Annotated in this window: 27 protein-coding genes and 2 other annotated features; of the genes, 3 read left to right on the forward strand and 24 right to left on the reverse strand. The window is 47.5% G+C overall.

Annotated features, from left to right (window positions below):
• Both nadC and nadB read right to left on the reverse strand, forming a co-directional pair.
• The gene (gene nadC, locus SB724_RS08340) at positions 1-849 is read right to left on the reverse strand and encodes a carboxylating nicotinate-nucleotide diphosphorylase (protein ID WP_410570759.1); all 849 of its coding nucleotides are present in this window, start codon (positions 847-849) and stop codon (positions 1-3) included.
• Positions 831-2,396 (reverse strand): L-aspartate oxidase, encoded by a 1,566-nt coding sequence (gene nadB, locus SB724_RS08345; RefSeq protein WP_265971180.1) that lies wholly within the window; start codon positions 2,394-2,396, stop codon positions 831-833. Before nadB ends, nadC begins: the two co-directional genes overlap by 19 nt.
• A 106-nt stretch (positions 2,397-2,502) precedes the next feature.
• Between nadB and SB724_RS08350 the strand changes: the two genes are divergently transcribed.
• Positions 2,503-3,654 carry an IscS subfamily cysteine desulfurase gene (locus SB724_RS08350; RefSeq protein WP_072589417.1) on the forward strand — a complete coding sequence of 384 codons (1,152 nt, stop codon included), beginning with the start codon at positions 2,503-2,505 and terminating at the stop codon, positions 3,652-3,654.
• Positions 3,651-4,193 carry a transcription repressor NadR gene (locus SB724_RS08355; RefSeq protein ID WP_039063359.1) on the forward strand — a complete coding sequence of 181 codons (543 nt, stop codon included), beginning with the start codon at positions 3,651-3,653 and terminating at the stop codon, positions 4,191-4,193. Before SB724_RS08350 ends, SB724_RS08355 begins: the two co-directional genes overlap by 4 nt.
• A 25-nt stretch (positions 4,194-4,218) precedes the next feature.
• Here the strand turns inward: SB724_RS08355 and pheA are convergent, their stop codons facing one another.
• The 20 genes from pheA to SB724_RS08455 all read right to left on the reverse strand — a co-directional run bounded on the left by pheA (position 4,219) and on the right by SB724_RS08455 (position 22,190).
• Entirely contained in the window at positions 4,219-5,076 is an 858-nt protein-coding gene (gene pheA / locus SB724_RS08360) for a prephenate dehydratase (RefSeq protein ID WP_003152668.1), read from the reverse strand.
• Positions 5,077-5,089: 13 nt separating this feature from the next.
• Complete coding sequence (thrR, locus tag SB724_RS08365; RefSeq protein WP_007408173.1) at positions 5,090-5,533, reverse strand: transcriptional regulator ThrR; 444 nt, start codon at positions 5,531-5,533, stop codon at positions 5,090-5,092.
• A gap of 53 nt (positions 5,534-5,586) precedes the next feature.
• Positions 5,587-6,873 (reverse strand): GTPase ObgE, encoded by a 1,287-nt coding sequence (gene obgE, locus SB724_RS08370; protein ID WP_007408172.1) that lies wholly within the window; start codon positions 6,871-6,873, stop codon positions 5,587-5,589.
• A 31-nt stretch (positions 6,874-6,904) separates the two neighbouring features.
• On the reverse strand, positions 6,905-7,483 hold the full coding sequence (locus SB724_RS08375) for a sporulation initiation phosphotransferase B (protein ID WP_259424333.1): 579 nt from the start codon (positions 7,481-7,483) through the stop codon (positions 6,905-6,907).
• Positions 7,484-7,800: 317 nt separating this feature from the next.
• On the reverse strand, positions 7,801-8,085 hold the full coding sequence (rpmA, locus tag SB724_RS08380; RefSeq protein WP_003152662.1) for a 50S ribosomal protein L27: 285 nt from the start codon (positions 8,083-8,085) through the stop codon (positions 7,801-7,803).
• A gap of 12 nt (positions 8,086-8,097) precedes the next feature.
• Positions 8,098-8,439: a ribosomal-processing cysteine protease Prp gene (locus SB724_RS08385; protein WP_012118103.1), complete on the reverse strand. Its 342-nt coding sequence runs from the start codon at positions 8,437-8,439 to the stop codon at positions 8,098-8,100.
• Between the two features lie 2 nt (positions 8,440-8,441).
• Positions 8,442-8,750, reverse strand: coding sequence for a 50S ribosomal protein L21 (rplU, locus tag SB724_RS08390; RefSeq protein WP_003152660.1), 309 nt, complete (start codon positions 8,748-8,750; stop codon positions 8,442-8,444).
• A gap of 13 nt (positions 8,751-8,763) precedes the next feature.
• Positions 8,764-8,837, reverse strand: a sequence feature (ribosomal protein L21 leader region).
• A gap of 58 nt (positions 8,838-8,895) precedes the next feature.
• The gene (locus SB724_RS08395; protein WP_103526720.1) at positions 8,896-9,762 is read right to left on the reverse strand and encodes a M50 family metallopeptidase; all 867 of its coding nucleotides are present in this window, start codon (positions 9,760-9,762) and stop codon (positions 8,896-8,898) included.
• The gene (locus SB724_RS08400) at positions 9,755-10,558 is read right to left on the reverse strand and encodes a peptidoglycan DD-metalloendopeptidase family protein (RefSeq protein WP_410570763.1); all 804 of its coding nucleotides are present in this window, start codon (positions 10,556-10,558) and stop codon (positions 9,755-9,757) included. Before SB724_RS08400 ends, SB724_RS08395 begins: the two co-directional genes overlap by 8 nt.
• Before the next feature lie 127 nt (positions 10,559-10,685).
• Positions 10,686-11,489, reverse strand: coding sequence for a septum site-determining protein MinD (minD, locus tag SB724_RS08405; RefSeq protein WP_003152655.1), 804 nt, complete (start codon positions 11,487-11,489; stop codon positions 10,686-10,688).
• A gap of 2 nt (positions 11,490-11,491) precedes the next feature.
• A complete protein-coding gene (gene minC, locus SB724_RS08410) occupies positions 11,492-12,172 on the reverse strand; it encodes a septum site-determining protein MinC (protein WP_003152653.1) in 681 nt (226 codons plus the stop codon).
• Between the two features lie 53 nt (positions 12,173-12,225).
• Positions 12,226-12,744, reverse strand: a complete 519-nt coding sequence (gene mreD, locus SB724_RS08415) for a rod shape-determining protein MreD (protein WP_007408167.1) — start codon at positions 12,742-12,744, stop codon at positions 12,226-12,228.
• Entirely contained in the window at positions 12,741-13,604 is an 864-nt protein-coding gene (gene mreC, locus SB724_RS08420; protein ID WP_007408166.1) for a rod shape-determining protein MreC, read from the reverse strand. Before mreC ends, mreD begins: the two co-directional genes overlap by 4 nt.
• Before the next feature lie 30 nt (positions 13,605-13,634).
• On the reverse strand, positions 13,635-14,648 hold the full coding sequence (mreB, locus tag SB724_RS08425; protein WP_003152647.1) for a cell shape-determining protein MreB: 1,014 nt from the start codon (positions 14,646-14,648) through the stop codon (positions 13,635-13,637).
• Positions 14,649-14,739: 91 nt separating this feature from the next.
• A complete protein-coding gene (gene radC, locus SB724_RS08430; RefSeq protein ID WP_007408165.1) occupies positions 14,740-15,435 on the reverse strand; it encodes a RadC family protein in 696 nt (231 codons plus the stop codon).
• Between the two features lie 31 nt (positions 15,436-15,466).
• The gene (locus tag SB724_RS08435; RefSeq protein WP_012118105.1) at positions 15,467-16,036 is read right to left on the reverse strand and encodes a Maf family protein; all 570 of its coding nucleotides are present in this window, start codon (positions 16,034-16,036) and stop codon (positions 15,467-15,469) included.
• 140 nt (positions 16,037-16,176) lie between these two features.
• Complete coding sequence (locus tag SB724_RS08440; protein WP_410561366.1) at positions 16,177-17,178, reverse strand: SPOR domain-containing protein; 1,002 nt, start codon at positions 17,176-17,178, stop codon at positions 16,177-16,179.
• A gap of 126 nt (positions 17,179-17,304) precedes the next feature.
• Positions 17,305-18,057 carry a prepilin peptidase gene (locus tag SB724_RS08445; RefSeq protein WP_044801615.1) on the reverse strand — a complete coding sequence of 251 codons (753 nt, stop codon included), beginning with the start codon at positions 18,055-18,057 and terminating at the stop codon, positions 17,305-17,307.
• Between the two features lie 139 nt (positions 18,058-18,196).
• Positions 18,197-19,489, reverse strand: a complete 1,293-nt coding sequence (locus SB724_RS08450; protein WP_410570766.1) for a bifunctional folylpolyglutamate synthase/dihydrofolate synthase — start codon at positions 19,487-19,489, stop codon at positions 18,197-18,199.
• Between the two features lie 58 nt (positions 19,490-19,547).
• Positions 19,548-22,190, reverse strand: coding sequence for a valine--tRNA ligase (locus tag SB724_RS08455; protein ID WP_014418550.1), 2,643 nt, complete (start codon positions 22,188-22,190; stop codon positions 19,548-19,550).
• Between the two features lie 58 nt (positions 22,191-22,248).
• Positions 22,249-22,470 (reverse strand) — a binding site (T-box leader).
• Between the two features lie 172 nt (positions 22,471-22,642).
• Between SB724_RS08455 and SB724_RS08460 the strand changes: the two genes are divergently transcribed.
• The gene (locus SB724_RS08460) at positions 22,643-22,834 is read left to right on the forward strand and encodes a hypothetical protein (protein ID WP_007612879.1); all 192 of its coding nucleotides are present in this window, start codon (positions 22,643-22,645) and stop codon (positions 22,832-22,834) included.
• A 14-nt stretch (positions 22,835-22,848) separates the two neighbouring features.
• Here SB724_RS08460 and ysxE read toward each other — a convergent pair whose 3' ends face one another.
• Positions 22,849-23,871: a spore coat protein YsxE gene (gene ysxE, locus SB724_RS08465; protein ID WP_410570945.1), complete on the reverse strand. Its 1,023-nt coding sequence runs from the start codon at positions 23,869-23,871 to the stop codon at positions 22,849-22,851.
• 33 nt (positions 23,872-23,904) lie between these two features.
• Entirely contained in the window at positions 23,905-25,704 is a 1,800-nt protein-coding gene (locus SB724_RS08470) for a LysM peptidoglycan-binding domain-containing protein (protein WP_410570768.1), read from the reverse strand.
• Positions 25,705-25,810: the final 106 nt, after the last annotated feature.

The following is a 25,810-nucleotide window of genomic DNA, read 5'->3' on the forward strand; positions in this document are numbered from 1 at the left end:
TTAAAAATCCCCCTGTTCCGCAGCCTCAACATCCATGCTGATGTCGGCGCTTTTTACTGAATGAGTCAGAAATCCGAGTGAAATATATTGGACGCCCGTTCCTTTATAAGCGGGCAATGTGTCGAGCGTTATGCCTCCGGATGCTTCCGTTTTGATATGGCCAGGTGTCATGTCTGCAAAACGCCGGACGGACTCAGGCGGACAGTTGTCAAACATAATAACGTCTGCGCCCGCTTCTATTGCCTCAAGCAGCTGCTGTTCGGATTCGATTTCGACTTCCACCGCAAGCATCTGCCCCACCGTTTTTCTTGCCCGCTCCACGGCCGCCTTTATCGATCCGCAGGCGGCAATATGATTATCTTTTATCATGATGCCGTCATATAAGCCGAAGCGATGATTAAAGCCGCCTCCGACCCGAACGGCGTATTTTTCCAGCATTCTGAGCCCGGGTGTCGTTTTTCTCGTATCACAAATCTTAATGGACGGATCATCAAGACGCCTTTTGGCCTCATCCGTCATTGTCGCAATGCCTGACATTCTTTGTGTGAGATTCAGAATGACCCGCTCCCCCGTAAGAAGAGCCGCCGCCTGGCCTTCCATTTCAGCGAGCACGTCTCCTTTTTTCATCCGTTCTCCGTCTTTTTTCAGGGAGCGGATGCGGATATCATCGTGTAAAAGCTTCCATCCTTCACGGATAACGGCTTCTCCGGCAAACACGCCGTCTGTTTTTGCGATGATTCGCGCTTTACATTGCTGATCAGAAAAAATCGCTTGTGACGTCGCATCACCCGTTCCGATATCTTCCTGAAAAAAATGAGTCAGCATTTGTTTCAGCTGCAGAATGTCCATAGTTCCCCAATCCTTTCGTTTTTTCTGATAACTGTTCCAGATGTTGAATGAATGATTTGTTTTCCATGCCACTCTTTCTCCGTCCCGGGAAAATCAGCGCGAAAATGAGCGCCCCTGCTTTCTTCCCGAATAAGGGCTGAGGTCACAACAAGTTGCGCAGTCTTCCATAAGCAGGATAGCTCGGCTTGTTCTATTGTGATATCCTTCACATTTATATGACGCACAGATACGTTGTTAAGCCAGGATGCCAGCGCCTGCATGTTTTCTTTATCCCTGACGATGCCCGCTCCGGTTGTCATTTTGGCTTGGAGCACATGAAGCGTTGTGTCCGGCACTTCTAAGATGACGTCAGATTTCTTCGGGGTTTTTTTATATCTTCCGTTTAACGGCGTTTGAGTGATATGTTCAGCACATCGTTGCCCGCTTGCCAGCGCTTCCAGCAGTGAGTTGCTCGCAAGGCGGTTCGCCCCGTGCAAGCCTGTGCAGGCGGTCTCGCCTATGGCGTACAAATCAGGCACGGACGTTTCCCCCCAGGTATCGGCTTTTACTCCGCCCATTAAAAAATGCATTCCGGGTGCTACAGGAATCCCGCTTTCAAGATCAACACCGGCTGTTTGACAAATACCTGTTATGGTCGGAAAACGTTTCTTAAAATCGGCTATTCGGCTGCAATTTATAAAAACAGGATTTTCTTTCCTCATTTCTTCATAAATCGCCCGTGAAACCACATCCCGGGGCGCCAAATCTTCAAGCGCGTGTCTGCCAGCCATGATCCTGCGCCCGAAGCGATCCGCTAAATATCCGCCTTCTCCTCTCACTGCTTCAGAAATCAGGCCGTACACAGTCCCGTTTTTCACAAGGAGGGTCGGGTGGAACTGGGTGAACTCCATATCCGTGATCTCAGCTCTAGCGCGGAAGGCAAGAGCGATGCCGTCTCCCGTTATGGCGGAATCATTTGTGTGATATTGGTACAAACTGCCGCAGCCGCCTGATGCAAGCACTACACAATCCGCTCTTCTGTAAGAAACAGTCCCTGAAGCATCCTTTACGGCAACGCCTGCGCATCGTCCGTGTTCAATCAGCAGATCAACAACCGTCTCGTGTTCAATGATCCGTATGCCGTCCCTCAGCTGCTGAACCAGAAACTCAACCAACATCCGTCCGGTCGCATCTCCCCCGGCGTGCAGAATCCTCCTTTTGGAATGAGCGCCTTCCCTGCCGAGACAAAACGTTCCGTCCGACTTCGTATCAAAAGGGAAATGGCCTTCTATCAGCCTGTTTATCATGCTCTGTCCGCTTTTCAGCAAATGCCGCACGGCTGTTACGTCATTGTGTCCGCATCCCGCATACAGTGTATCGTTCACATGGGATTCTATAGAGTCATCTTTTGCGTATGAAACAGCAATCCCGCCTTGAGCATAATGCGAATTGCTGTTCGATACGTTTCTCTTTGTGATGACGGTCACTTGGTATGATGGAGGAAATGAGGAAGCACAGGCAAGGGCCGCCGTCCCCGAACCAATGACGATAATTGTTTTTTCAGACATACATCACCCTCCTGTTATATTTATACCTGTCTTGACACCTATATTTACACAACGATAAAATAAACTCAAGCTTTTTTTTAACATAAACGGATAGGAGACGGGCTGTATGATTTATCTTGATTACGCGGCGGGAGCGCCTTTAAGCAAAGAAGCCGCGAAAGTCTTTCAGCATCTCAGCACAGAGGTATACGGCAATGCAAGCAGCCTTCATGACGCCGGAGGAAGAGCGGCGGACGTGCTGGAATATTGCAGACATTCTGCAGGAAAATTGATCGGCGGAGCGCCAGACGGCATTTACTTTACAAGCGGCGGAACGGAAGCGAACATCTTGGCCGTCCAATCATTGCTGGACGGTCTGCCCGATTACAAAAAACATTTTATTACGACCGCAATGGAACACCATTCGATCCATAATGCCGCGGCGTTTTTAGCTGATCGGGGAATTGATGTCACCATCATATATCCAGACGAAAACGGCCTTATAACCGAGGACATACTGGCGGCTCATATCCGTCCTGACACGGGGCTCGTTTCCATACAGCACGCCAATTCAGAAACCGGCCTCATCCAGCCTGTGAATCGTCTGGCCGCTTTTCTTCACCAGAGAAACATTTTGCTTCATTGCGATTGTGTTCAAAGTTTCGGCAAACTGCCGATTGATGCGGATCAGGCGGGAATCGACGCCCTTTCCGTCTCCGGTCATAAAGTATACGGCCCGAAAGGCACCGGGGCTGTTTACATTCGGCCCGGTGTCAGCTGGAACCCGGTTTATCCGCATACCGTGCATGAAAACGGGTTCAGGCCCGGTACGGTGAATGTGCCGGCCATCGGCGCTTTTACCGCCGCTGCGGAGTATGCAGTGAAACATATGGAGGAACACCGTGAGCATGCTGACAGGCTGAGGAATTATTTGTATGACCAAATTCGGCGTCAAGGCCTTCCCATTTCATTTTCAGAGGAAGAAACCGGCGGTGAATGCCTGCCCCACATTGTCGGGTGTTTTTTTCACTCCTTTGAAGGACAATATATTATGTTAGAATGTAATCGTAACGATATTTGCATCTCAACCGGGAGCGCATGTTCCGCCGGCAGCCACGGCCCTTCTTCAGCTATGAAGGCGCTGAGAAAAACCGAACGGGAAGCGCGGCAGTTTTTCCGGATCTCATTCGGAAACGAAACAACATGTGAACAGCTCGATATGCTGATACATACATTTACGGCGCTATGGGAGCAAAAGAAAGGAGAATCAGCAATTTGACAGAAGGAACGAAGCTTACTGGGGAGAAAAGACGCGACATGCTGCTTCATTGGCTGAAAGAAGCCGGCTCGCCATTAACAGGAGGCGAATTGGCAAAAAAAGCAAATGTCTCAAGACAGGTGATCGTGCAGGACATATCACTCTTGAAAGCAAAAAACGAGCCGATCATCGCGACGAGCCAAGGCTACTTATACATCAGCATGAATGCCGGCGGCGGAAATAACGCCGAACGGATTGTCGCCTGTCTGCACGGCCCGGAGCGGACGGAAGAAGAGCTTGAACTCATTGTCGATGAAGGCGTCACCATAAAAGACGTCATTATTGAACACCCCGTATACGGCGATTTAACCGCCGCCATAAGAGTCAGCACACGGAAAGAAGTCAAACAATTCATGGATCACATTAACTCGACAAATGCCGCTTACCTTTCACAGCTGACCGGAGGCGTGCACCTTCATACGTTAAGCGCCCCGACAAAAGAGCGGATTGACCAAGCCTGCCAAGCGCTGGACGACGCGGGTATTTTAATAAAAGATTAAAAAAAAGCCCCCTGAAGGGCTTTTTTTATATCGAATATGATTGATATGTTCCCAGAAGCTTGACCCGGCAGCCGAGGGCTTCCATCTCTTGAACGGCACCGGGAATGAGAACCTGATCCATCGCCTGTTCAATATCAATAATAAAGAAATAGTTGCCGAGACCCGTTTTTGTCGGGCGCGATTCGATCTTTGATAAATTCAGGTTTCTCCATGAAAAAGCGGACAGCACCCTGTGCAGCGCACCTGATTGGTCATCTTGGGGAAGCGTTACCATCATCGTCGTTTTCGGCCGTGAAGACAGTTTCGCATTCACTTCGAATGAGACGTCTTTTTCAGGCGAAAGAATGACAAATCTCGTGTGGTTGTCCTGATAATCCTGAATATCCCGCTTCACGATGCTCAATCCGTATGTAGCGGCGGCCATTTCATTTGCAATCACGCCGATCGGAAGGTCCGAATGCTCACTGACATACTTGGCAGCCGCACCTGTTGACTTCGCATACTCATAAGGAACGGACGAAAAATGCCGGTGAAGAAATTTGTGGCATTGCGCAATCGCATGGGAATGTGAATAAATTTTCTCAAGCTTTTTCCACTCATTTTCTCTCGAAGGGTGAACGAGCAGATGCTGGTGAATCGGCAGCGTCATTTCCCCCACGATCGCAAGAGGCTGCTCATGAATCAAATAGTCAATCGTTAAGTTAACCGAGCCTTCCAGCGCGTTTTCCAAAGGAACAAATGCAAGATCAACTTCTCCCGCAACCGCCGCATCCATGCATGCCGGTATTGTTTGATAAGGTGCTTGTGTCACGCTGTTTTGAAAGCAGGAACTGACTGCTAGATGTGTAAATGTGGCTTCTGGCCCTAAATAACCGACTTTCATGTCTCTTCTCTCCTTACGCGCCTGACCCTAAGATCTCAACTTTTTCTATAAAATCAAATTTTCTCAGTTTATTCATTAACGTATGAATGTTTTCTTCCATTGCGGACGTACTGATTGAGAGCGTGACATTCGCCCTGCCCTGAAGCGGAATCGTCTGGTGAATGGAAAGCACGTTGCTTCCTGAGTCAGCCACCGCCTGCAAAAGCTGGGATAACGCGCCTGACCGATCCTCCAAATGAAAGAAAAGTGTGATTATTTGTTCTTTAACCATCGTGTAAAAAGGGAAAACCGCATCTCGGTATTTGTAAAAAGCGCTTCTGCTTAAATCAACTTTCTGCACGGCATCTGCAACCGATTCAGCCTTTTTTCTGTCCAGCAGCTTTTTGACTTCAAGGGTTTTCCGCATCGCATCAGGCAGAACGTCTTCACGCACTAAATAAAATGTCTCTTCTTTCACCTGCACCCCTCCCTTTTACATCAGAGAGCCTGCATTGCAAGCTCTCCGTTTTTTTAATCAATAAATTCAAATTCAAATTCCAGAAGCCGAATGATATCGCCGTCTTTAGCACCGCGTTCTCTGAGCGCTTCATCAACGCCCATACCGCGCATCTGTCTTGCAAAACGCTTGACGGATTCGTCACGGGAGAAGTCAGTCATTTTAAAGAGGCGTTCCAGACTGTCACCTGAAAGCACAAACGCGCCGTCCGGATCACGGGTAATGTTAAATGGAATTTCTTCGTCTTCCATCGTATACATCACGCGGTTTTCCGCCAGTTCTTCTTCATCATACAGCGGGAATTCAGGCGTTGTTTCCAGCTGATTGGCGACTTCAAACAGAAGATCGCGGAGCCCTTCTCTCGTCACCGCGCTGATCGGGAAGACAGGGTGATCATCCTGAAGCTTTTCTTTAAACGCTTTAAGATTTTCAGCCGCTTCGGGCATGTCCATTTTATTCGCAACGATAATTTGCGGACGCTCCGTCAGCCGCAGATTATATTCACTGAGCTCCTGATTAATGGTCACATAATCCTCATACGGATCACGGCCTTCCATCGCTGACATGTCAATGACGTGAACGATGACACGCGTCCGTTCGATATGGCGGAGAAATTGGTGGCCTAAGCCGACTCCTTCGTGCGCTCCTTCAATCAAACCGGGCAGATCCGCCATGACGAAGCTTCTTCCGTCATCCGTTTCCACCATGCCCAGATTCGGAACAAGCGTCGTAAAATGATAATCGGCGATTTTCGGCTTTGCCGATGAAACGACAGACAGAAGCGTAGATTTTCCGACGCTCGGGAAGCCGACGAGACCTACGTCTGCAAGCACTTTCAGTTCAAGCACGATATAGCGCTCTTTTCCGGGCTCTCCGTGCTCTGACAGCTGCGGTGCCGGGTTGGCCGGTGTCGCAAAGCGGGTATTCCCGCGTCCGCCGCGTCCGCCTTTTGCGATGACGGCGCGCTGCCCGTGCTCAGTCAGATCGGCAATGACCTGTTTTGTATCGTCATCCGTTACGACTGTGCCGGGCGGAACTTTAACAACCATATCGTCCGCATTTCTGCCGTGCTGGTTTTTAGACATGCCGTGCTCGCCGCGTATCGCTTTGAAATGCCGCTGGTACCGGAAGTCCATGAGCGTGCGCAGTCCTTCATCAACCTCAAAAACGACGTCGCCTCCATTACCTCCGTCACCGCCGGCAGGCCCGCCTTTCGGCACATATTTTTCACGGCGGAACGCAACCATTCCGTTACCGCCGTCGCCGCCTTTTACATATACTTTCACCTGATCTACAAACATAATATCCTCCGTTCTAAACCGTAAAAAACCGCTAGTTCATTCCAATTTCGGCCACACATTCATGGCCGGTCAGCTCAAATTGCATGACATCAAAGTTCTCATGCCGGGATTTGCGAAATTCATCAAACACATCTGCATTTGCAATCGTTCCATGAAAATCGAGATATACAATAAGCTGTCTGTCAGGGTGATCCGTCTGCAGCGATACGGTCAGATGATTTTCACTTTCATTGTTTACCGCCAGACCGAACAGATGAAACAGTTTTCTCATCAGGTTCGACAGCTTTTGATCATATGCCGATAAATCTTTAATTTCTCCGAGCACTTCGTATTCGAGCCTCATATAACGGGACTTCCAATTAAATGTAAGAAAGTCAAACGCCAAGTGCGGGGTTTTCAGGTTTGAGAGCTTTGATTCGTGCTTTGCATCTATGACCATTTCGTCAATAATTTCAACGACCCTGTCATACTTCTGCAAACTTAAGTTTCCTTTTATCAGCTGCAGCTTATTCATCCAATCATGACGGAAATGGCCCATTAATTGGATCAGCTCATTGATCAGAGCCGCATCGCTTACAGGTTCTTCTTGTTTCTTCGATACATCCTTCATTTTCGCACTCCCAATCGTTTAATTTCTTTTTAGGAGTCTTGATAAGTGTGTACTATGAATTATAACAGAGAAGGCTTTGTTAAAAAAACACTTGTTTTTCCTGGTTCATCATGTTCCTTTTTCGGATCGCATACAATGCGGATGCCAGGCAGAAACATTTTTGGTATCACTGCTTGGGGAACATATCCAGTGGGTATGGGAAGCTGATGTCCTCATTCAAGGCGGGGTTCACTCACGCATCCTCTGCTTTTCATTCTTGATGTTACTCCGCTTACTGCAAAAAAAACTCCAGTCAACGACCGGAGTTTTTTGTGTCATTATTGAGCTACAGGATATACGCTCACTTTTTTGCGGTCACGGCCGAAACGTTCGAATTTAACAGTTCCGTCGATTTTAGCAAAAAGAGTGTCATCTCCTCCGCGGCCCACGTTTTCACCTGGGTAGATTTTCGTTCCGCGTTGACGGTAAAGGATAGATCCGCCTGTTACGAATTGACCGTCTGCACGTTTAGCGCCTAAACGTTTAGATTCAGAGTCACGTCCGTTCTTTGTAGAACCTACACCTTTTTTAGAAGCGAAAAACTGAAGATCTAATCTAAGCATGTAACTCACCTCCTATATTTGGTTTGCAGTCAACCGTAAGTGTTCACTGTAATCCCGCTCGATCGTTTCAAGAGAAACAATCATGCCTTCAATCAGCAGCTGCGCTTTTTGCAAAGCTTCCTGATCAGCGGCTTCAGGGAATTCAAAGTAGAAATAACCCCCGTCCTCGCCTATATCAAGAATCGGTTCGAGAGGAGCCAGCGCGATAACCGCATTGACCGCTCCGAAAACGACAGCTGTGACCCCGGCGCATACGAGATCTCGTCCATGTTCAGCAAAATCGGCATGTCCCGTCATTTCAAAGGACAAAATGCCCCCGTCATTCCGGGATCTTCGAATTGTTGCCTCAATCATGCTTACGCGTTGATTTTTTCGATTGTCAATTTAGTATAAGGCTGACGATGACCTTGTTTTTTATGAACATTTTTCTTTGGCTTGTAACGGAAAACAGTGATTTTTTTCGCACGGCCTTGTTTTTCAACTTTAGCTGTAACTGTCGCGCCTGCAACTGTTGGGTTGCCGACTTTCACGCTGTCTCCGCCAACAAACAATACGTCTTCAAACGTCACTGTTTCACCTGCTTCAGCAGCAAGTTTTTCGATGTAAACAGTTTGACCTTCTTCAACTTTGATTTGTTTTCCGCCTGTTTTAATGATTGCGTACATTCTCTGCACCTCCTATTAGACTAAGACTCGCCAGCAACAGGGGGCTTTAAAGCTCTTATCACCTGTCCCGAGCGGTTGTAGCATTGGTGCTACATCCATAACATTAAAAAATATATCAGAACCAAAAGGATATGTCAATCTATTTCTAGTAAGGCAGCAGCAGGTCTTCCATAGAGGAATCTGTCCGTTTATCGGCAAAATACGCATGAAGCACTTCATTTTCATCGAGTTGGCTGAGCTTTTCGCCGGCTTTTTCAATGATAATGGGGTGCTTGCATCCCCGTTTGAATTCGGCCATGACATGCTTTACTTTGGCATCGGCCGCGACCGTCAAAGGATGCAGCATGGCAACATCGCGGTTTTTGCCGTAGTATCTCTCCAAAAGAAACCTCAGCTGAATATAGTGCCGCTTCCGGTATTCATCCCATAAAGAAGCGGCGAGAAAGACGAACAGCACCCATGCGCTGACCTGAAGGGGGACGGCCAGCACAATCCAGCAGCAGAGCAAAAGCGCGGAAACGGCCGATGTCTGCAGGCTGAGGAGATGCGCTTTTTGAAAAGCCATTTGTTTAGAAAAGTATAAAAACACAAACTTTCCGCCGTCAAGCGGCCAGATCGGCAAAAGATTGATGAAAAGAATGGAGAGATTATAAAAGGTAAACATCTCAAATGTCTGCTCACTTGCAAAACCTGACATGAAAAAGAGCCAGGCTGCCGCCTGAAGCCACACATGCTGAAGCGGGCCCGCCAGGATGACCGCGAATTCCTCTTTAAGCGGCCGGTTTCCATGCTCCTCCACCTCAACCGTTCCGCCGAAAGGGAGCAGAAAGATTCGTTTAATGCGCCACGAAAAAAACACAGCCAGAGCAGCATGCCCCAGCTCATGAACGGATACGACCAGCAAAAGACACAGCAGCGCTTTGATGTGCCCCGTCATAAGACCAAGCCCCATGATAATCCAAAGAAAAGGATGGACATGAACTTTGAAAAGGAGGCTGAGCCATTTATTCATCAAAAGTGATCACCTGGATCGGATCTATGAATTTATCGCCATCCTGGATCGCGAAATAGTACTGGCCTTTACTTTTATCGTTGGGCTTGATCGAACCGATCTTTTTCCCTTTATCGACAAAGTCGTACAATGAAACGTTAACATCTTTTAGCCGGCCGTAAATGCTGCTGGTATTGTCGGCGTGCTGCACCTTCACCGTCAGCCCTGTTTTTTTATCTTTGCTCACTTCCATAATGTAGCCTTCTTTTACGCTGTCAATGGCTTCACTGGCAGTTTCGACGACGACGCCCTCTCCGTTATTTTGAAAGTCCTGCTGGATTTTCCCCGCGGCAGGAACAGCCATATCCTGACTGACCGCCACCTGACCGTCCTTCTTTTTCGTTCCCGGCGTAAGAAAAGCGAGCGGGTTTCCGAAGGAAGATACGAACCAATTGCTTACGGCAGCAAACTGAAATTCTTTTTGAAAGGTTTGTGCGATCGCCGGTTTGATCTGACTCAGCGGCTGTTTGTCAGTTTTATAGGCAATAGCGGAGATCAGTACGAGACAGGCGGCCAGCAGGCATTTTAAAATAATAGAATGAGCGCTGATCAATGGATGCCGTCCGTTAAATTCGGGCGGGTGTTCCGTTTGATATTCGTAGTCCGGAAGAAGTTTGTGCTTTTCCTGCTCCTTGACCGTCTGCCACGCGGGAAAATTCTGCGTTTGGGCGTTTTGAACGAAAGTCCGTTTTGATTCAGGCCGCTGTTTTCTTCTTTTGGCCAGTCTTTTTCTAATTTCATCAGCTCTGTGACTCATCGCCATCATCCTTTGCAATCGTTGGGTTTGTACATCCTATGTCTTGTCCATTGCAAATATGCGCTCTTGAAAAACAAAAAAGACCTGATAAGCTGGGCTTCATCAGATCTTTGTATTCTGGTATATATTATGAACGCACGCCGAAAAATGACTTGATTTTCGCCATCATCCCTTTTTGCTGCTCTTCAAGCACCTGCAAAGGAACGGATTCTCCTAAAATGCGCCGGGCGATATTGCGGTACGCAATGCTGGCGCGGTTTTTGGAATTCATGGCAATCGGTTCGCCGATATTTGAAGCCCTGATCACCTCATCATCGTCAGCAACGATTCCGAGGAGATCAATAGACAGATGATGAACAACTTCATCCACATCCATCGTGTCACCGTTTTTCACCAGGTGATTTCTGATGCGGTTCACGATAAGGCGCGGCGGTTCGATATCTTCCTGCTCCAAAAGTCCGATAATGCGGTCAGCGTCCCGCACCGCTGATATTTCCGGCGTCGTCACAACAATCGCCTTATCAGCTCCGGAGACGGCATTTTTATAGCCTTGTTCAATTCCGGCCGGACAATCAATAATGACATAATCAAATTCCTGCTTAAGCTCCTGCACAAGCGATTTGATCTGCTCAGGGACAACAGCCGTCTTGTCGCTTGTCTGGGCAGCCGGCATTAAATGAAGCAGATCATCAAAACGTTTGTCTTTGACAAGCGCCTGATGCGTCTTGCATCTGCCTTCAATTACATCTACTAAGTCGTAAATAATTCTGTTTTCAAGACCCATTACGACATCAAGGTTGCGCAGTCCGATATCTGTGTCTACCAAACAGACGCGCTTCCCTAAAATGGCTAAGGCGGTACCGAGGTTTGCAGATGTTGTTGTTTTACCTACTCCGCCTTTTCCCGAAGTTATTACGATAGCCTCACCCAATTTCACATTCCTCCCTCAAGCCTTGTTAGATCAGGTCTTAAATGAGCCAATTGCTGAAGGCGTTCAATGACCATATTTCCGTCAGTATCTAAATAAGCACATTCCATGTCGTTCCCTTTTTGAATGTGGTCTGGGGAGCGATTTAACACGTGATTGATCCTCAATTGTGTCGGCATCATTTCTGATGCGGCGATCACAGCCCGGTTATTTCCGTTATAACCCGCGTGGGCAATCCCTTTTAATGAACCGAGAACAAATATATTTCCTCCGGCTCTGATCGTACCGCCGGGATTCACATCTCCGATTAAAAGCAAATCTCCCGTCACGTGAAGCACCTGGCCCGAACGGACGATTTTGGAAACAGAAACAATTTCCTGCTCCTCTTTCATCCGCTGCGCTTCTTCTTTGGCGATGACTTCACTGTCAATTGAATGCACGACTAAATCTTTCTTTGACGCGATCAGATCAGTCAGCTGCTCTGCCTGTTCCTGATACAGATACCGATGCCCGAGTTTAATATGAACACTGATTTTTTGGCCTTTGCCATCAGTATATTGTTCAATCGACAGCATGTTTTGAAGACCATCGAGAAGCTCATCAAAAGAACACGCATCATCCAGATGCAATGTTAAGCCGTTTTTTGTTCCTTTTATTGTTACATATTGCTGCTTTTTGGTCTTCATCAATGTTCACCTCAACAACATACTCTTTTCGTCAAAAAAAGATAAAATCCTTTTTACTCATCTCTTAATTCTTTCTTCAGACTTATATAAAACAGCCTGAAGGGCAGGACTAATATAACGGCTCCCGCAATATTCAGCAAAGCGGTGGGCAAGAACCGCTGAATGACAAAATCGTTAAACGTCATTGTGCCGCTGCGGATTAACGTCTGAATGCCGTAAACGTAAAATTCAAGCACGCATACGCTCAGCACCGCGACCAAAATGACCATCAGGGCGTTTGTCTGAAGCACTTTAAACGCTTTGGCCGCCAGATAGCATAAACCGGCAAAACCAAACATATAAACGCCTAAAACACCCGTATAATTAATGTCATAAAGAAATCCGAAAATCAAACCGTAGATCACCGCATGCTTTTGGTTGATATAAGCGGACATAAAAATCAGCGCAAGCAAAAGAAAATGCGGAACGACCTGCTGCTCGACGGAAACGAAAGGAAAACGCACCAGATCCGTATAGATGCTTTCCGCACAAAAGACCAAAATCATAATCAAAGGGAGAAGGAAACGTTTCACGATCCTTCCTCCCCTGTTGCTACGCTTCGGTTCACGACGATGACATGGTCAAGATCGTACAGGTCGGCAGCCGGTTTCACGTAAGCGATTTTCGTCAGGCCGTAAGCATCTGATTCTACATCGGTCACTTCCCCGACCGTCAGCCCTTGAGGAAATACGCCGCCCGTCCCGGATGTCTCCACGAGGTCGCCTTTTTTCACTTCGCGTTTTTCATCCGGCTCAAGGATGGTCATTTTCAGGGTCTGTTTCTTTTTATCATACCCTTCAATTAAACCGTAGCCTTTGCTTCCCTTTTTGCCGGAGATTTTGGTGGCCACTCTGTTATTGCGGTCAACATCGCTCAGCAGCTGAACGGCGGATGTGAAACTGTTGAGTCCGCTGCTTTTGATCTTCCCGACCAGCGCACCCTTTTCGTTCGTGACAGCCATGTCTTTTGCCACTTTCTGCTTCGTTCCCTTATTGATCATGATCTGCTTGTACCATTGATCAGGGTTTCTGGCGATAACGGTCGCTAAAATCGGATCATAGTCGGAAATTGATTTGACATGTCCGAGTTCATCACGCAGCTTCTTGTTTTCATCTTTGAGTTCTTGGAGCTTCGCTTCATATTGTGTCTGTCCGTCCAGCTTTTGTCTTAAGCGTTCGTTTTCCTTGTACGTGTTTTTCAGGTCTTTTATGTCCCCGAAGAACCCTGCAAAATATTCGGCAGGCGTGTGAAAAATGTTTTGAAATACTCCCGTCGTATCACCGATCAGCTTTTCAGGCCAGGTGGTATTACGGCCGTTCTTCAGCGAGAATCCAATCATAGCCACCAATATGATAATACACAGAAGTAATAGCATTAACCGTTTGTTCGGCATCGTGATACACCTCTTCTATTTAACTCCTGATTATCTTGTTTTTCCTTTGAAAAGATGGATATGCTCCAGTGCTTTTCCAGTGCCGATCGCAACACAATCCAGCGGATCTTCAGCGATAAGAACAGGCATTTTCGTTTCGTCGCTGATGACTTTGTCGAGATTGCGAAGCAGGGCGCCTCCCCCTGTTAATACAATACCTCTGTCCATAATATCAGCGGCCAGCTCAGGCGGTGTTTTTTCAAGCGTGCTCTTCACCGCGTCAACGATTGAGAGAACTGTATCACGAAGTGCATTTGCAATTTCCGTTCCCGTGATTTCGATCGTTTTCGGCAGACCTGTCAGAAGATCGCGGCCGCGGATTTCCATTGACGCATTTTCTTCACCGGTTTCTGCTGAACCGATTTCCATTTTAATAGCTTCCGCCGTACGGTCACCGATCATCAGATTATATGTTTTTCTGATATAGCTGATGATTGAGTCGTCCATTTCGTCACCGGCTACGCGGATTGACTGAGACGTGACAATGCCGCCTAAAGAAATGATCGCCACTTCAGTTGTTCCGCCGCCGATATCAACGACCATGCTGCCCGTCGGCTCCCATACCGGAAGATTCGCGCCGATTGCTGCCGCAAACGGTTCTTCAATCGGATAAGCGTCACGTGCGCCCGCTTGTCTTGTCGCGTCGATGACCGCCCGTTCTTCAACGGCCGTAATACCTGACGGCACACACACCATAACGTAAGGCTTTCTCGCAAACAATCCTTTATTTTTCACAGCCTGATTAATGTAGTATTTCATCATTGTCGCAGTTGTTTCATAGTCAGCGATAACGCCGTCTTTCATCGGACGGAGCGCAACCACGTTGCCCGGAGTTCTTCCGATCATGTTTTTCGCATCGTTACCGACCGCAACGATGGACTTCGTATCCGTTTGCAGAGCAACGACAGACGGCTCTCTCACTACGATTCCTTTTCCTTTAACAAACACAAGCGTATTCGCGGTTCCCAAATCTATACCAAGGTCTCTTGTACCAATTCCGAACATATGTATGTATCTTCCTTTCTTAAAGCAAAAATACCCTAAAGGGAAAAACTCATAAAATCTATTATATCTTAAATCAACGAAAAAAAAAGTGTTACAAATATCCTTTTTCCTTTAAACTCACAAATTTTTTGTCACCAATGACCAAATGATCCAGCAGCTCGATGCCGATTAAATTTCCGCACTCAAAAAGCCGCCTGGTTACCTCTATATCTTCCCTGCTCGGTGTAGGATCTCCTGAAGGATGATTGTGAACACAAATGAAGGACGCGGCGGATCGTTTGAAAGCTTCTTTAAACACCTCCCGCGGGTGGACAATAGATGAATTCAGACTTCCGATAAAAACGGTGCGTTTATGAATGACTTGATTTTTGGTATTTAAATATAAACAGACAAAATGCTCCTGGGATAAAAAGCGCATATCCTCCATCACATACTTCGCCCCGTCTTCCGGAGAGCGGATGACGCAATGCTCCCCGGCGGATGTCTTATGAATGCGGCTCCCCAGCTCAATTGCGGCAAGAATCTGAACGGCTTTCACCGTGCCGATTCCGGGAATGCTGGAAAGCTCCTGGGCAGAGGCGCCTTTTAACAGTCGCAGCCCGTCAAACGTCCGCAGCAGCCGGTGAGCGAGGTTCATGACGGACTCATGTTTCGTTCCCGTCCGCAGCAGGATGGCGAGCAATTCATTGTTAGAGAGATGTTCGGCTCCGAAGTGCAGAAGCCGCTCTCTCGGTTTTTCTTTTTCGGGGAAATCTCTTAATTTTAACGGCAGATCACGGATGATCAACCCCTCCTTGTTCCCCTTCCCGGTTTGAACATCAAGCTTTTATATTAAATTCTTTCAAGGCTCTCATTGTTTTAGCGACAGGAAGCCCGACGACAGAATAAAAATCACCGTCTATTTTTTTCACTAAAAGCGCGCCTTTTCCTTGGATGCCGTATGCACCTGCTTTATCCATCGGTTCTTTTGTTTCAATGTAGAGCTGTATGTCGTCTTCACTGAGCGGCCAAAACGTCACTTCCGTCGTGTCACAGAACGTTTCTTTCCGGTCATGCGTCTGAATGCTGACCGCCGTAATGACTTGATGGCTTCGGCCGGAAAGCCTCCGCAGCATGTGTGCCGCTTCTTCTCTGTCATGCGGTTTGCCGAGGCATTCGCCGTCTATGCACACCATCGTGTCAGCCCCGATAACGACTGCATCGGGATTTTCGGCCAATACAGCACCGGCTTTTTGCTCGGCCAAACATTGGACGTTTTCTTCCGGCGAAAGGTTTCGATTTAATTTTTCTTCCGTGCGGCTTGCAATAATGCTGTAAGGAATCTGAAGAAGATTAAGGAGTTCTTTTCTTCGCGGAGATTGTGATGCGAGTATTAAGCGTTTTGTCATGATTGTCATCCTTTCAGGGTTTGCTTAAGAAAAAAAGATACTTGTCTATCCTACCAAATCAAACGGGCAACCACAATTTCAGAAAAATAACTTTTTGATGACAAAATAAAAAATCCCGCCGGATGACGGGAAATGAGATACTATTTTACAACACTTAAAAGCTCTTTTTGGGCTTTCCAGCCGGATTCCGAACCCGACGTTTCCAGTTCTTTCAGCGCTTGAAGCACGGCCTCTTTCTGCTTTTTGTCAGCGGCGTCTGCGCCATCTGCCGCTTTTGCCGCTTCAGCCACTTCCGTTTTTGAAAGATCTTTGCCGGTAATCGCTTTGGCGGAGAGCTCAGATGCCTGTTTAAAAGAGTCTTCCAGTCCTGAATCGACAGCAAAGCTGAGCTCTTTTCCGCCCCAAGCCTCAAAATCATGGTCTATCAGTGTCTGGCCCAATTGCTGTGATAAGGTTTTTTCCGCGGCAAGCCCGGCGATCACATAAGTGTACCCGTCTTCTTTTGCCAAAGAAACGGCCGAGTATCCTTTTTCAGTCAGCTGGTCAACAAGCGTCTTCGCTCCTTTTTCTGATGAAAATTTTCCGGCCTGCACCGCATATGTTTTATAGTTTCCCTCTGAAGATTCCGCATCTCCTGTGCCGGCTGTTTCAGATTTGTCTTTAGAAACATCTCCCGCTTTCACCGTCTGCCCTTGTGAACCTTTGTCAGCTGATGCTGGAGCGGCGGCTTCTTTACTTCCCGACATATTTAAGGCGACAAGGCCGAGACCGGTGCCTAAAACAGCCGCAACGGCAATTGTCGTGACCGCTTTTTTAACTGGAGAAGACGGCTGCTTTTTTTTCGGAAAATGAGGGCCTGTTTTTTTCTTCTTGTATGGCGGAACGACTTTCGGGTCATCTTCAAATACCTCAGAATTCTTCTCATGGTCCCAATTGAAATCTTCTTCTTTCGGATCTTCATGGGATGCGGCGGTCTCCTGCTCCGCCTTTTTTGTTTCTTCCCAATTTGAAAATGTGACGGCCTTCTCCCCGCCTTCTTTCACATCATCTTGTCCATACATCGTTTCTTCTTGTCCGTTAATGGTTACTTTAAGAGCATTGTTTTTGGCTTTGCTGTGCTTTTTGCTCTTCCTTTTTTTCAACGTCTCTTCCCCCTTGCATTCGTCTTGGCCGTACCTTGAACTGATCATGGTTCACACTTTAGCATAGGCGTAAAAAAAAAGAACAAGACTTTTGTCGTCTTGTCCAAAAAACGTTCGCCAAATTTTTCAAGCCCCGCCTGAAGCGAGCTTGATGTAAAACGAAAACAGCTCTTCACCGTATAAATAACTCAAAGCACTCCCGGCTGAGATGGCCGGCGCAAACGGAAATGGCTGCTTTTTACCAAGCCTGCCCCGGGCTGCGGCGCACATGCCGTATACGGCTCCGATCATAACGGAAAGAAAGAATGCAATGAGCACGAGCTTCACGCCGAGCGTCAGACCGATCACCCCAAACAGTTTCACATCACCTGCGCCGATGCCTCCTTTACTGGCAAACATGATAAAAACAAGCAGAAAAAATCCGCAAACGGCTCCGGCAAACCCTGCATACCATGAATCCAGCGGAGAAAACATACGGCCGGCGATGAAAAGCGGAAGAAAAAACAGCAGAACTTTGTCAGGAATCAGCATATATTGCAGATCCGTCATAGTAACAATCATGAGCAGAGACAGAAATAACAGCGCGACTAACAGTTCTTTTGAGAAACCGAAATGAATGCCTGCAGCCGTGAATAAACACGCCGTCCAGCATTCCGCCGCCGGATACATAACCGACAGCTTTGCACGGCAGTTTCTGCATCTGCCTCTTTGCAGAATATAAGAAACGACGGGCACAAGCTCCCCCCAGGAGAGCGGCAAGCGGCAAAACGAACAGGCTGAACGCGGCGAAACAACCGAGATTCGAAGCGGGATACGGCACGCTGCTGTATAAAAAAAAGAACCGAAAATCAAACCGAGAAAAAACAGAATCAAAAGCACTCAGACCACACCTTTACTATCAATCTGGCTCAGATTATAGCAAAGAAAAACAACCTGACTGAAATGGCTGAAAATATATTTTCAGCATAAAAACACCCGGCAAAACCTGAAAAGGGTCTGCCGGGCATCCGAGGGGCTGTCAGATAAGCCACTTTCTCATTTCTGAAATAAAATATAAGGAACCGGTAATGATGATGACATCATCCGCCCCGTCTTTTTGATCTATCCATTCTTTCACACTGTCCGGGTTCTCATCGAAGCTCTTATCCGCTAGACTGCTTGCGTTATAAAGGGCTTCGGCGCTTGAAGCACGCGGAAAGTCAAATGATACAAAGTGAATAGAGTCCGCTTCGTTTTCAAGCTTTTTAATCATTTCCTGATACGGTTTGTCTTTTAATGCGCTGAATACGACATGGACGTTTTTACCAGCAAAGCGCTGCCTGATCGTTTCTGTCAGTGTGTCAACGCCTTCTTCGTTATGTGCGCCGTCCGCAAACACTAAAGGGCGGCTTTGAAGACGTTCAAACCGGCCCGGCCACGATGCTTTTTTCAGGCCGTTTCGCATTGCTTCTTCAGAAATGGCTGCGGCACCCAGACGATTCATCCATTCAGCGGCCAATATCGCCAATGCCGCATTCTGCCTTTGGTGAATGCCGATCAGCGACGTTTGAATGTTTTCATAGCATTTCGTTTCCGTTTCCAGCGAAAAGCTTTCACCGGACGGAAGCGCCGCTTCATTAAACAGTCTGCACGTTTTATATAGTGACTGATACGGAGCCTGCTTTTTTTCGGCTTCTGCTTCAATAACGCCGAGTGCTTCCGGCTGATTGACGCCCGTAATGACCGGAATGGAATTTTTAATGATACCGGCTTTCTGCCCGGCGATCTCCTCGATGGTATTGCCTAAAATCGCCATATGGTCATGTCCGATACTTGTAATGACCGACAGGAGCGGTTTCACAATATTGGTTGAATCAAATGTGCCGCCGAGCCCCGCTTCAAAAATGACAAAATCGATATCAGCCCGCTTCGCAAAATATAAAAATGCACACGCTGTAATGATTTCAAATTCTGTCACCGTTCCGGAATCGGTCTTATCGAGTTCATCCACTATCGGTTTTATGTCATTAACGAGCGTTCTCCATTCCTCATCAGAAATCGGCGTGCCGTTGACGCTGATACGCTCATTAAACGTAATGATGTAAGGCGATGTGAACGTGCCGACCGTATAACCGGCTTCTTGAAGCACGGAACGGATAAAAGCGACGGTCGATCCTTTGCCGTTTGTGCCCGCCACATGAATAGCGCGAATGTTCTTTTCCGGGTGTTCCAGTTTTTCCATCAGCTTTTCCATACGGAGAAGGCCCGGCTTAACGCCGAACTTGAGTCTGCCGTGAATCCAGCTGATCGCTTCTTTGTACGTATTAAACAATGAAATCCCCTCTTTTATACGACAAGGCGGTTTCTTAGGAAACCGCCCCGCTGTTTTATCAGCCTTTCAGCTCTGCAATCCGCTGCCGGACAGCTTCGCGTTTTGCCGTGTAGTCTTTCTCTTTTCCGCGTTCTTCTTCAATGACATGTTCAGGAGCTTTTTTAATGAATCCTTCGTTGCCGAGTTTTTTCTGAACGCGTTCGACTTCTTTTGTCAGCTTGTCGAATTCTTTTTGCAGACGGGCGATCTCCTCATCAATGTTAATCAGCCCTTCAAGCGGCAGAATGACTTCCGCTCCGGTGACGACCGCTGTCATCGCTTTGTCTGCCGCAGTGATATCCGTCCCGATTTTCAGCGTGCTCGGATTCGTAAAGCGTTCAACGTAAGAACGGTTCTTCTCAAGGCGGCCGGCAATGTCTTCCGTAGATGTTTTAATGTAAAGCTCAACCTGCTTGCTCATCGGCGTGTTGACTTCGCTCCGGATATTGCGGACAGAACGGATTAATTCAACGAGCAGTTTCATATCCGCCGCTGCCTCTTTATCCGTATGTTCCGGCACCGGAACCGGCCAAGAGCTGATCGTGATTGACTCGCCTTCATGAGGAAGATGCTGCCAGATTTCTTCCGTTAAGAATGGCATAAACGGGTGAAGAAGACGCATCGTCTGGTCAAGCACGTATGCCAGAACAGAACGGGTTGTTTTCTTCGCCGCTTCATCTTCCCCGTACAGCGGAAGCTTCGCCATTTCGATATACCAGTCGCACACATCGTCCCAGATAAAGTTGTACAGGTGGCGTCCGACTTCACCGAATTCATAACGATCCGCAAGCTGTGTTACGTCTTCTATCGTTTCATTCAGTCTTGTGAGGATCCACTTATCAGCAACTGATTTTTCACCGGACAGATCAAGCTCGTCATACGTCATGCCGTCCATGTTCATTAATGCAAAACGGGAGGCGTTCCAAATTTTATTTGCGAAGTTCCATGTGGATTCCACTTTTTCATAGCTGAAACGGAGATCCTGTCCCGGTGAACTTCCGGTTGCCAGGAAATAGCGCAGGGAATCCGCTCCGTACTTGTCGATGACATCCATCGGATCCACGCCGTTCCCAAGGGATTTACTCATTTTTCTGCCCTGCTCGTCACGGATTAAGCCGTGAATCAGCACGTCTTTGAACGGACGCTCGCCGGTAAACTCAAGACCTTGGAAAATCATCCGGGATACCCAGAAGAAAATAATGTCATATCCCGTTACAAGAACATCGGTTGAGTAATACCGCTTAAAGTCTTCAGCGTTTTCATCAGGCCAGCCCATTGTAGAAAACGGCCAAAGCGCGGAGCTGAACCATGTATCAAGCACATCTGAATCCTGTTCCCAATTTTCGCTGTCTTCAGGCGCCTCAAGGCCGACGTACACTTCTTTTGTTTCTTTGTGATACCAAGCCGGGATGCGGTGGCCCCACCACAGCTGACGGGAAATACACCAATCACGGATATTTTCCATCCAGTGCAGGTACGTTTTCTCGAACCGGTCAGGAACGAAGTGAACTTTCTCTTCTTTTGACTGAAGGTCAACCGCAGCATCGGCCAGCGGCTGCATTTTGACAAACCATTGTGTGGACAGGTACGGCTCAACAACGGCGCCGCTTCTCTCACTGTGGCCGACAGAATGCATATGGTCTTCGATTTTAAAGAGAACGCCGGATTCCTGAAGATCTTTGACGAGTTTTTTGCGGCATTCAAACCGGTCCATGCCGTTATATTGCAGCGCTTTTTCATTCATTGTTCCGTCTTCATTCATGACGAGAATCCGCTCTAAATTGTGGCGGTTTCCGAGTTCAAAGTCATTCGGATCATGGGCAGGCGTGATTTTAACGGCGCCTGATCCGAATTCCATATCAACATAATCATCGCCGACGATCGGAATTTCGCGGTTTGTAATCGGCAGAATCACCGTTTTGCCGATTAAGTGCTTGTAGCGCTCATCTTCAGGATGAACCGCGACAGCCGTGTCGCCAAGCATCGTTTCCGGACGGGTGGTCGCGATTTCAATTGAGCCTGAACCGTCTGCTAACGGGTAGCGCAAATGATAAAACGCGCCCTGTACGTCTTTATAAATCACTTCAATATCGGATAAAGCCGTTTTTGTGGCAGGATCCCAGTTGATGATATATTCGCCTCTGTAAATCAAGCCTTTCTCGTACAACTTGACGAATACTTCCCGCACGGCTTTGTTCAGCCCTTCATCAAGAGTGAAACGTTCACGTGAATAATCGAGTCCGAGTCCCATCTTGGCCCATTGGCTGCGGATGAAATCAGCATACTCTTCTTTCCACTTCCATGTTTCTTCTAAAAACTTTTCACGGCCGAGGTCATAACGGCTTGTGCCCTGTTCACGGAGTTTCGCTTCGACTTTTGCCTGAGTGGCGATGCCGGCGTGATCCATGCCCGGAAGCCAGAGCACGTCATAGCCCTGCATGCGTTTCATACGCGTAACGATATCTTGCAGCGTCGTATCCCACGCATGTCCGAGGTGCAGCCTGCCCGTCACATTCGGCGGCGGAATGACGACAGAATACGGCTGTTTCGTTTGATCGCCGCCCGCTTCAAAATATTTTCCTTTCAGCCAAAAATCATAGCGACCTTTTTCAATCGCAGACGGATCATATTTTGTCGGCATTGTTTGTTCATTTGTATCCATGATAACCCTCCAGCATGTTTAGAAATGGCTGAGCAACTAAAAAAGAGCCTTCATCCTGATAAAGGACGAAAAGCTCTTTCGCGGTACCACCTTTTTTCATGAACAGATTTGTTCATGCACTTAAACGGATAACGGGTGCGGCCCGAATTTCTCTACTGTATGTTCAAGAAATTATGCTCCCGGGCGACCTTCCAATGAGACGGCATAAGAAGCCTTTCAGCACAGTAGCTTCTCTCTCTTCATGCGTCTTTCTTGTACTCTTCCCGTTCAAAGCAGGTGTATTTATATCAGCTCATGATCTTATTTATTATGTTCTTTATTATAGTAAAAGTGTTTTTGATTCGTCAATCATCTTTTCCAAAAACCGCTGCTGTCATACATAAATGGGCATGCACCCCGCCCTTTCCCTTACATACGATACATAGAAAGGCGAATGTGAGGAGGAATTGCCCGTGAGAAAAAAATTCAATTCTTATTCGCTCCCCCAGTGGGCCAGACAGGTCCGCCTTGTATCCGCGCAAGTCATAATCCCGATTACGATCTTTCAGGGGATCAGGACGATTTTCTTTCCGACGACTTTTGATGTCCTGCTGCTTGCCATCCTGCTGTTTTTAGCGTGCGCCCTGCATTTGGAATGGATATAAAAAAACGAGTCCCGTTATGAAGAGGACTCGTTTTCCGCTTTTATTTTTTTCTCCCGTTCAATCTGATGAACCTTCATGAGAAAAGGCTCAACATTTTTCATCTGCCAAAACGCTCTTAATAATTGCGTGCACTCTTCTTTTTCAGAGCCCCTTTGGCCGGTCTGATACCGTTTCAGCACTTTGTACATGGCGGATGGATAAGCCATATAGCTGAGAAATAGGCTGATTTCCGCTTCACGGAGCGGGAATGATTTGTGATACGTATAAAACCAGTCCAGACATTCCGGGCATGCTTTCGGATAGCTTCTGAACATTCTGGAGTAAAAGCCGAGCAGGTCATTTTGCGGAGGGCCCAGCGCAGCTTTCTCGAAATTCGTGAAAAAGCCCGATCCCGCATCATTATACAGAAAGTGGCGGCTCGATAGGCTGCCGTGATTGATCACCGCTCTCGTCTTGTCATGATCCTTTGCCGCGTCAAACCATTCTTCCAGACGTTCCAGAGCAAAATTGACGGCGGAAACCGTTTCTGTAAGATACGTAACAGCCTGCAGTTCAAAAGGTGAAAGATACCACTCTTTTTCCGCCCGTTCGGCGAATTGTTCATAGACAAGCTTATCATTTTCCCAATCTCTTTTCGTTGCTTCATAAAAGCCGCTGATATCTTCAGTCCGGATTTGGATGTCCCGCACAGTCGCAGAATGGAGCTTCGCGACCTCTTTAAAAAGGTAAACATGTTTTTGATCCCGTTCCTCTTCCTGATCGTACTGAAGCCAAGGCATTAAATAATAAGAATTCTCCGTCTGTCTTCCCGCAAAAAAATCGCCGGCATACGTTCGGCAGATCGGCACAAATGATCGGTAGCCTTTCTCCTCAATCTCAATCATAAGATCCGTAAATTCACCGCTGCGGGCCGGCTTGAGCTGTTTCAAAGCAAAAATGCCGTAGTTTGAGTAGACCTTCCAAACATGCGGGCTGACAGGCTCAATATACTCAGCCGCCAGCCCGTATTCCTGAAGCACTGATTGGACTGCTTCCATTCCATTCACCACATTTTTACGGCCTCTTTGTGCTTACGCATGGCTGTTATTATATTCAGGTATATACAGAAGCTGACCTTCTTCAAGCTCGTCATCAAACGATAAAGCATTCGTTCTGATGAGCTGCTGGGATGTTATGTCATATCGTTCACACACCCGGTCGATAGTATCTTGCTGCTGTACGATACAAATTTTCATTCTTGAAAACTTTTCTTCTTCCCTTGTAAATAATTTTGTCAAGTAATGAGAGTTGTCATTTTCCTTCTGCTCGGTTCCCGGTGCCGCTTCTTCATTCTTTCTTTCAGGTTTAAGCGGCTCAGGCTGTTCAGCTTGCGCCGGCTCCTCAGGCGGCAGTTTGGAAAACTGAAAAGACAAATCGAGAGGCTTCCCGGTTTCCTCCTCCGGCGGCGCCATCTTCCTTACCTCAATTTCGAACCCTTCTTCATCATGAGCCTCTTCTTCAAGCAGCTTAGGAGCGTTGTAAAACTCCTCTTCCTGCCGTTCCGGAACGAACTCGCGATAAACGGGCGCCTGCTCTTCTTGAAAAACCGCAGGCTCATCTTCGTCTTCTGCCGCCTCATGATCGCTCTGACGGAGAAGGGGCTCGGCCTCTGGCTGCTCTTCTTTTTGAAGGAAGGGCTGTTCCGCAATTTTTGGTTTTTCTGCATGCGGAGTCAGAGTGAACGCAGGGAAAACCGGTTCTATATCATCTTTTGGCTCTTCCTGCACTTCTGCTGAATCATCCTCAAATACAGGTTCATTCCTCACAGCCGACATGATTGCAGGCTCCTCAGCTTCTTCCCGCTCTTCTTCGTGTTGGAAGGAAACAGGAGGAGGAGGCTCAGTAAATGAAACAGGTTTCGGCACCTCTTCCTGCTCCCTCAGAATCGGGGCAGTCTCCTGCTCTTCTTCTTCCCGTTCCCTCAAAATCGGGGCTGCTTCCTGCTCTTCTTCCCGCTCCCTCAGAATCGGGGCAGTTTCCTGCTCTTCTTCCTCCTGCTCTCTCAGAATCGGGGCTGCTTCCTGCTCTTCTTCTTCCCGTTCCCTCAGAATCGGGGCAGTTTCCTGCTCTTCTTCTTCCCGTTCCCTCAGAATCGGGGCTGCTTCCTGCTCTTCTTCTTCCCGTTCCCTCAGAATCGGGGCAGTCTCCTGCTCTTCTTCTTCCCGCTCCCTCAGAATCGGGACTGCTTCCTGCTCTTCTTCCTCCAGCCTGATTAAAGGCGGGATTTCTTCCTCGTTCTTCTCGGTTTCTTGTGCTGCTTCTTCTGATACAGTCAAAGGTATTTCAGGCTCATGGCGTATCATTAATTCCGGTTCGTTTTCGTCCTCAGAATGATGTCCGGCAAGATTGATCATTTCTTCTCTGGCAAATTCAGGCGCCACGTACAAAGGGATCTCCGGCTCTTTTGGCTCGGATTCCTCAAGCAGCCCTTCAATTGCCAAATCAGCTTGAATGGTTAAGATCCTTGAATCCGTCAGCTGATAATCAAAGGCATCGATAAATACGAAAACATCATTGAGGTGGCTCACTTTATTTTTCGGAATCGTAATGTCCACCGGGAAACAATGAATGAGCTCGGCCGTGCCATCCTCCCTCGCCCTCACTTCCTCTACATGCCTCAGCTCCCTATCAAGCTCTTCAAAATGACTGCTGTGATCTATGTTGTACTCGCCAGTAAGTTCTAGTGATCCTTTAATTGAGACATAATCATTTACTTCCTGCACCCTGATGTCAGGGTCTAATGAAATCGAAAGTAATTCAGAAACTTCCTGTCCTTTTTGGAAACAGATTGATTCTTCAACAGAAAATTGCAATCGGTGATTATGCGGCAAGTTCATATCCTCCTTTCATCTAATCCATACAATTAGATGTCACTAAAGGTGTATGCCGCAATCCGGGGAAATATGATAATGGAGGCATTGAAAAAAGCCGATACAA

Origin of the sequence: Bacillus sp. SIMBA_031 (assembly GCF_046535225.1) — a bacterium.
GTDB lineage: Bacteria > Bacillota > Bacilli > Bacillales > Bacillaceae > Bacillus > Bacillus velezensis.

What these genes read in the sequence shown, in the direction of transcription:
- nadC (WP_410570759.1), bottom strand. Translation starts at nt 849, where the DNA reads ATGGACATTCTGCAGCTGAAACAAATGCTGACTCATTTTTTTCAGGAA.
- nadB (WP_265971180.1), bottom strand. Translation starts at nt 2,396, where the DNA reads ATGTCTGAAAAAACAATTATCGTCATTGGTTCGGGGACGGCGGCCCTT.
- SB724_RS08350 (WP_072589417.1), top strand. Translation starts at nt 2,503, where the DNA reads ATGATTTATCTTGATTACGCGGCGGGAGCGCCTTTAAGCAAAGAAGCC.
- pheA (WP_003152668.1), bottom strand. Translation starts at nt 5,076, where the DNA reads ATGAAAGTCGGTTATTTAGGGCCAGAAGCCACATTTACACATCTAGCA.
- obgE (WP_007408172.1), bottom strand. Translation starts at nt 6,873, where the DNA reads ATGTTTGTAGATCAGGTGAAAGTATATGTAAAAGGCGGCGACGGCGGT.
- SB724_RS08375 (WP_259424333.1), bottom strand. Translation starts at nt 7,483, where the DNA reads ATGAAGGATGTATCGAAGAAACAAGAAGAACCTGTAAGCGATGCGGCT.
- rpmA (WP_003152662.1), bottom strand. Translation starts at nt 8,085, where the DNA reads ATGCTTAGATTAGATCTTCAGTTTTTCGCTTCTAAAAAAGGTGTAGGT.
- SB724_RS08385 (WP_012118103.1), bottom strand. Translation starts at nt 8,439, where the DNA reads ATGATTGAGGCAACAATTCGAAGATCCCGGAATGACGGGGGCATTTTG.
- rplU (WP_003152660.1), bottom strand. Translation starts at nt 8,750, where the DNA reads ATGTACGCAATCATTAAAACAGGCGGAAAACAAATCAAAGTTGAAGAA.
- SB724_RS08395 (WP_103526720.1), bottom strand. Translation starts at nt 9,762, where the DNA reads ATGAATAAATGGCTCAGCCTCCTTTTCAAAGTTCATGTCCATCCTTTT.
- SB724_RS08400 (WP_410570763.1), bottom strand. Translation starts at nt 10,558, where the DNA reads ATGAGTCACAGAGCTGATGAAATTAGAAAAAGACTGGCCAAAAGAAGA.
- minC (WP_003152653.1), bottom strand. Translation starts at nt 12,172, where the DNA reads ATGAAGACCAAAAAGCAGCAATATGTAACAATAAAAGGAACAAAAAAC.
- mreC (WP_007408166.1), bottom strand. Translation starts at nt 13,604, where the DNA reads ATGCCGAACAAACGGTTAATGCTATTACTTCTGTGTATTATCATATTG.
- mreB (WP_003152647.1), bottom strand. Translation starts at nt 14,648, where the DNA reads ATGTTCGGAATTGGTACAAGAGACCTTGGTATAGATTTGGGAACCGCG.
- SB724_RS08435 (WP_012118105.1), bottom strand. Translation starts at nt 16,036, where the DNA reads ATGACAAAACGCTTAATACTCGCATCACAATCTCCGCGAAGAAAAGAA.
- SB724_RS08455 (WP_014418550.1), bottom strand. Translation starts at nt 22,190, where the DNA reads ATGGATACAAATGAACAAACAATGCCGACAAAATATGATCCGTCTGCG.
- ysxE (WP_410570945.1), bottom strand. Translation starts at nt 23,871, where the DNA reads ATGGAAGCAGTCCAATCAGTGCTTCAGGAATACGGGCTGGCGGCTGAG.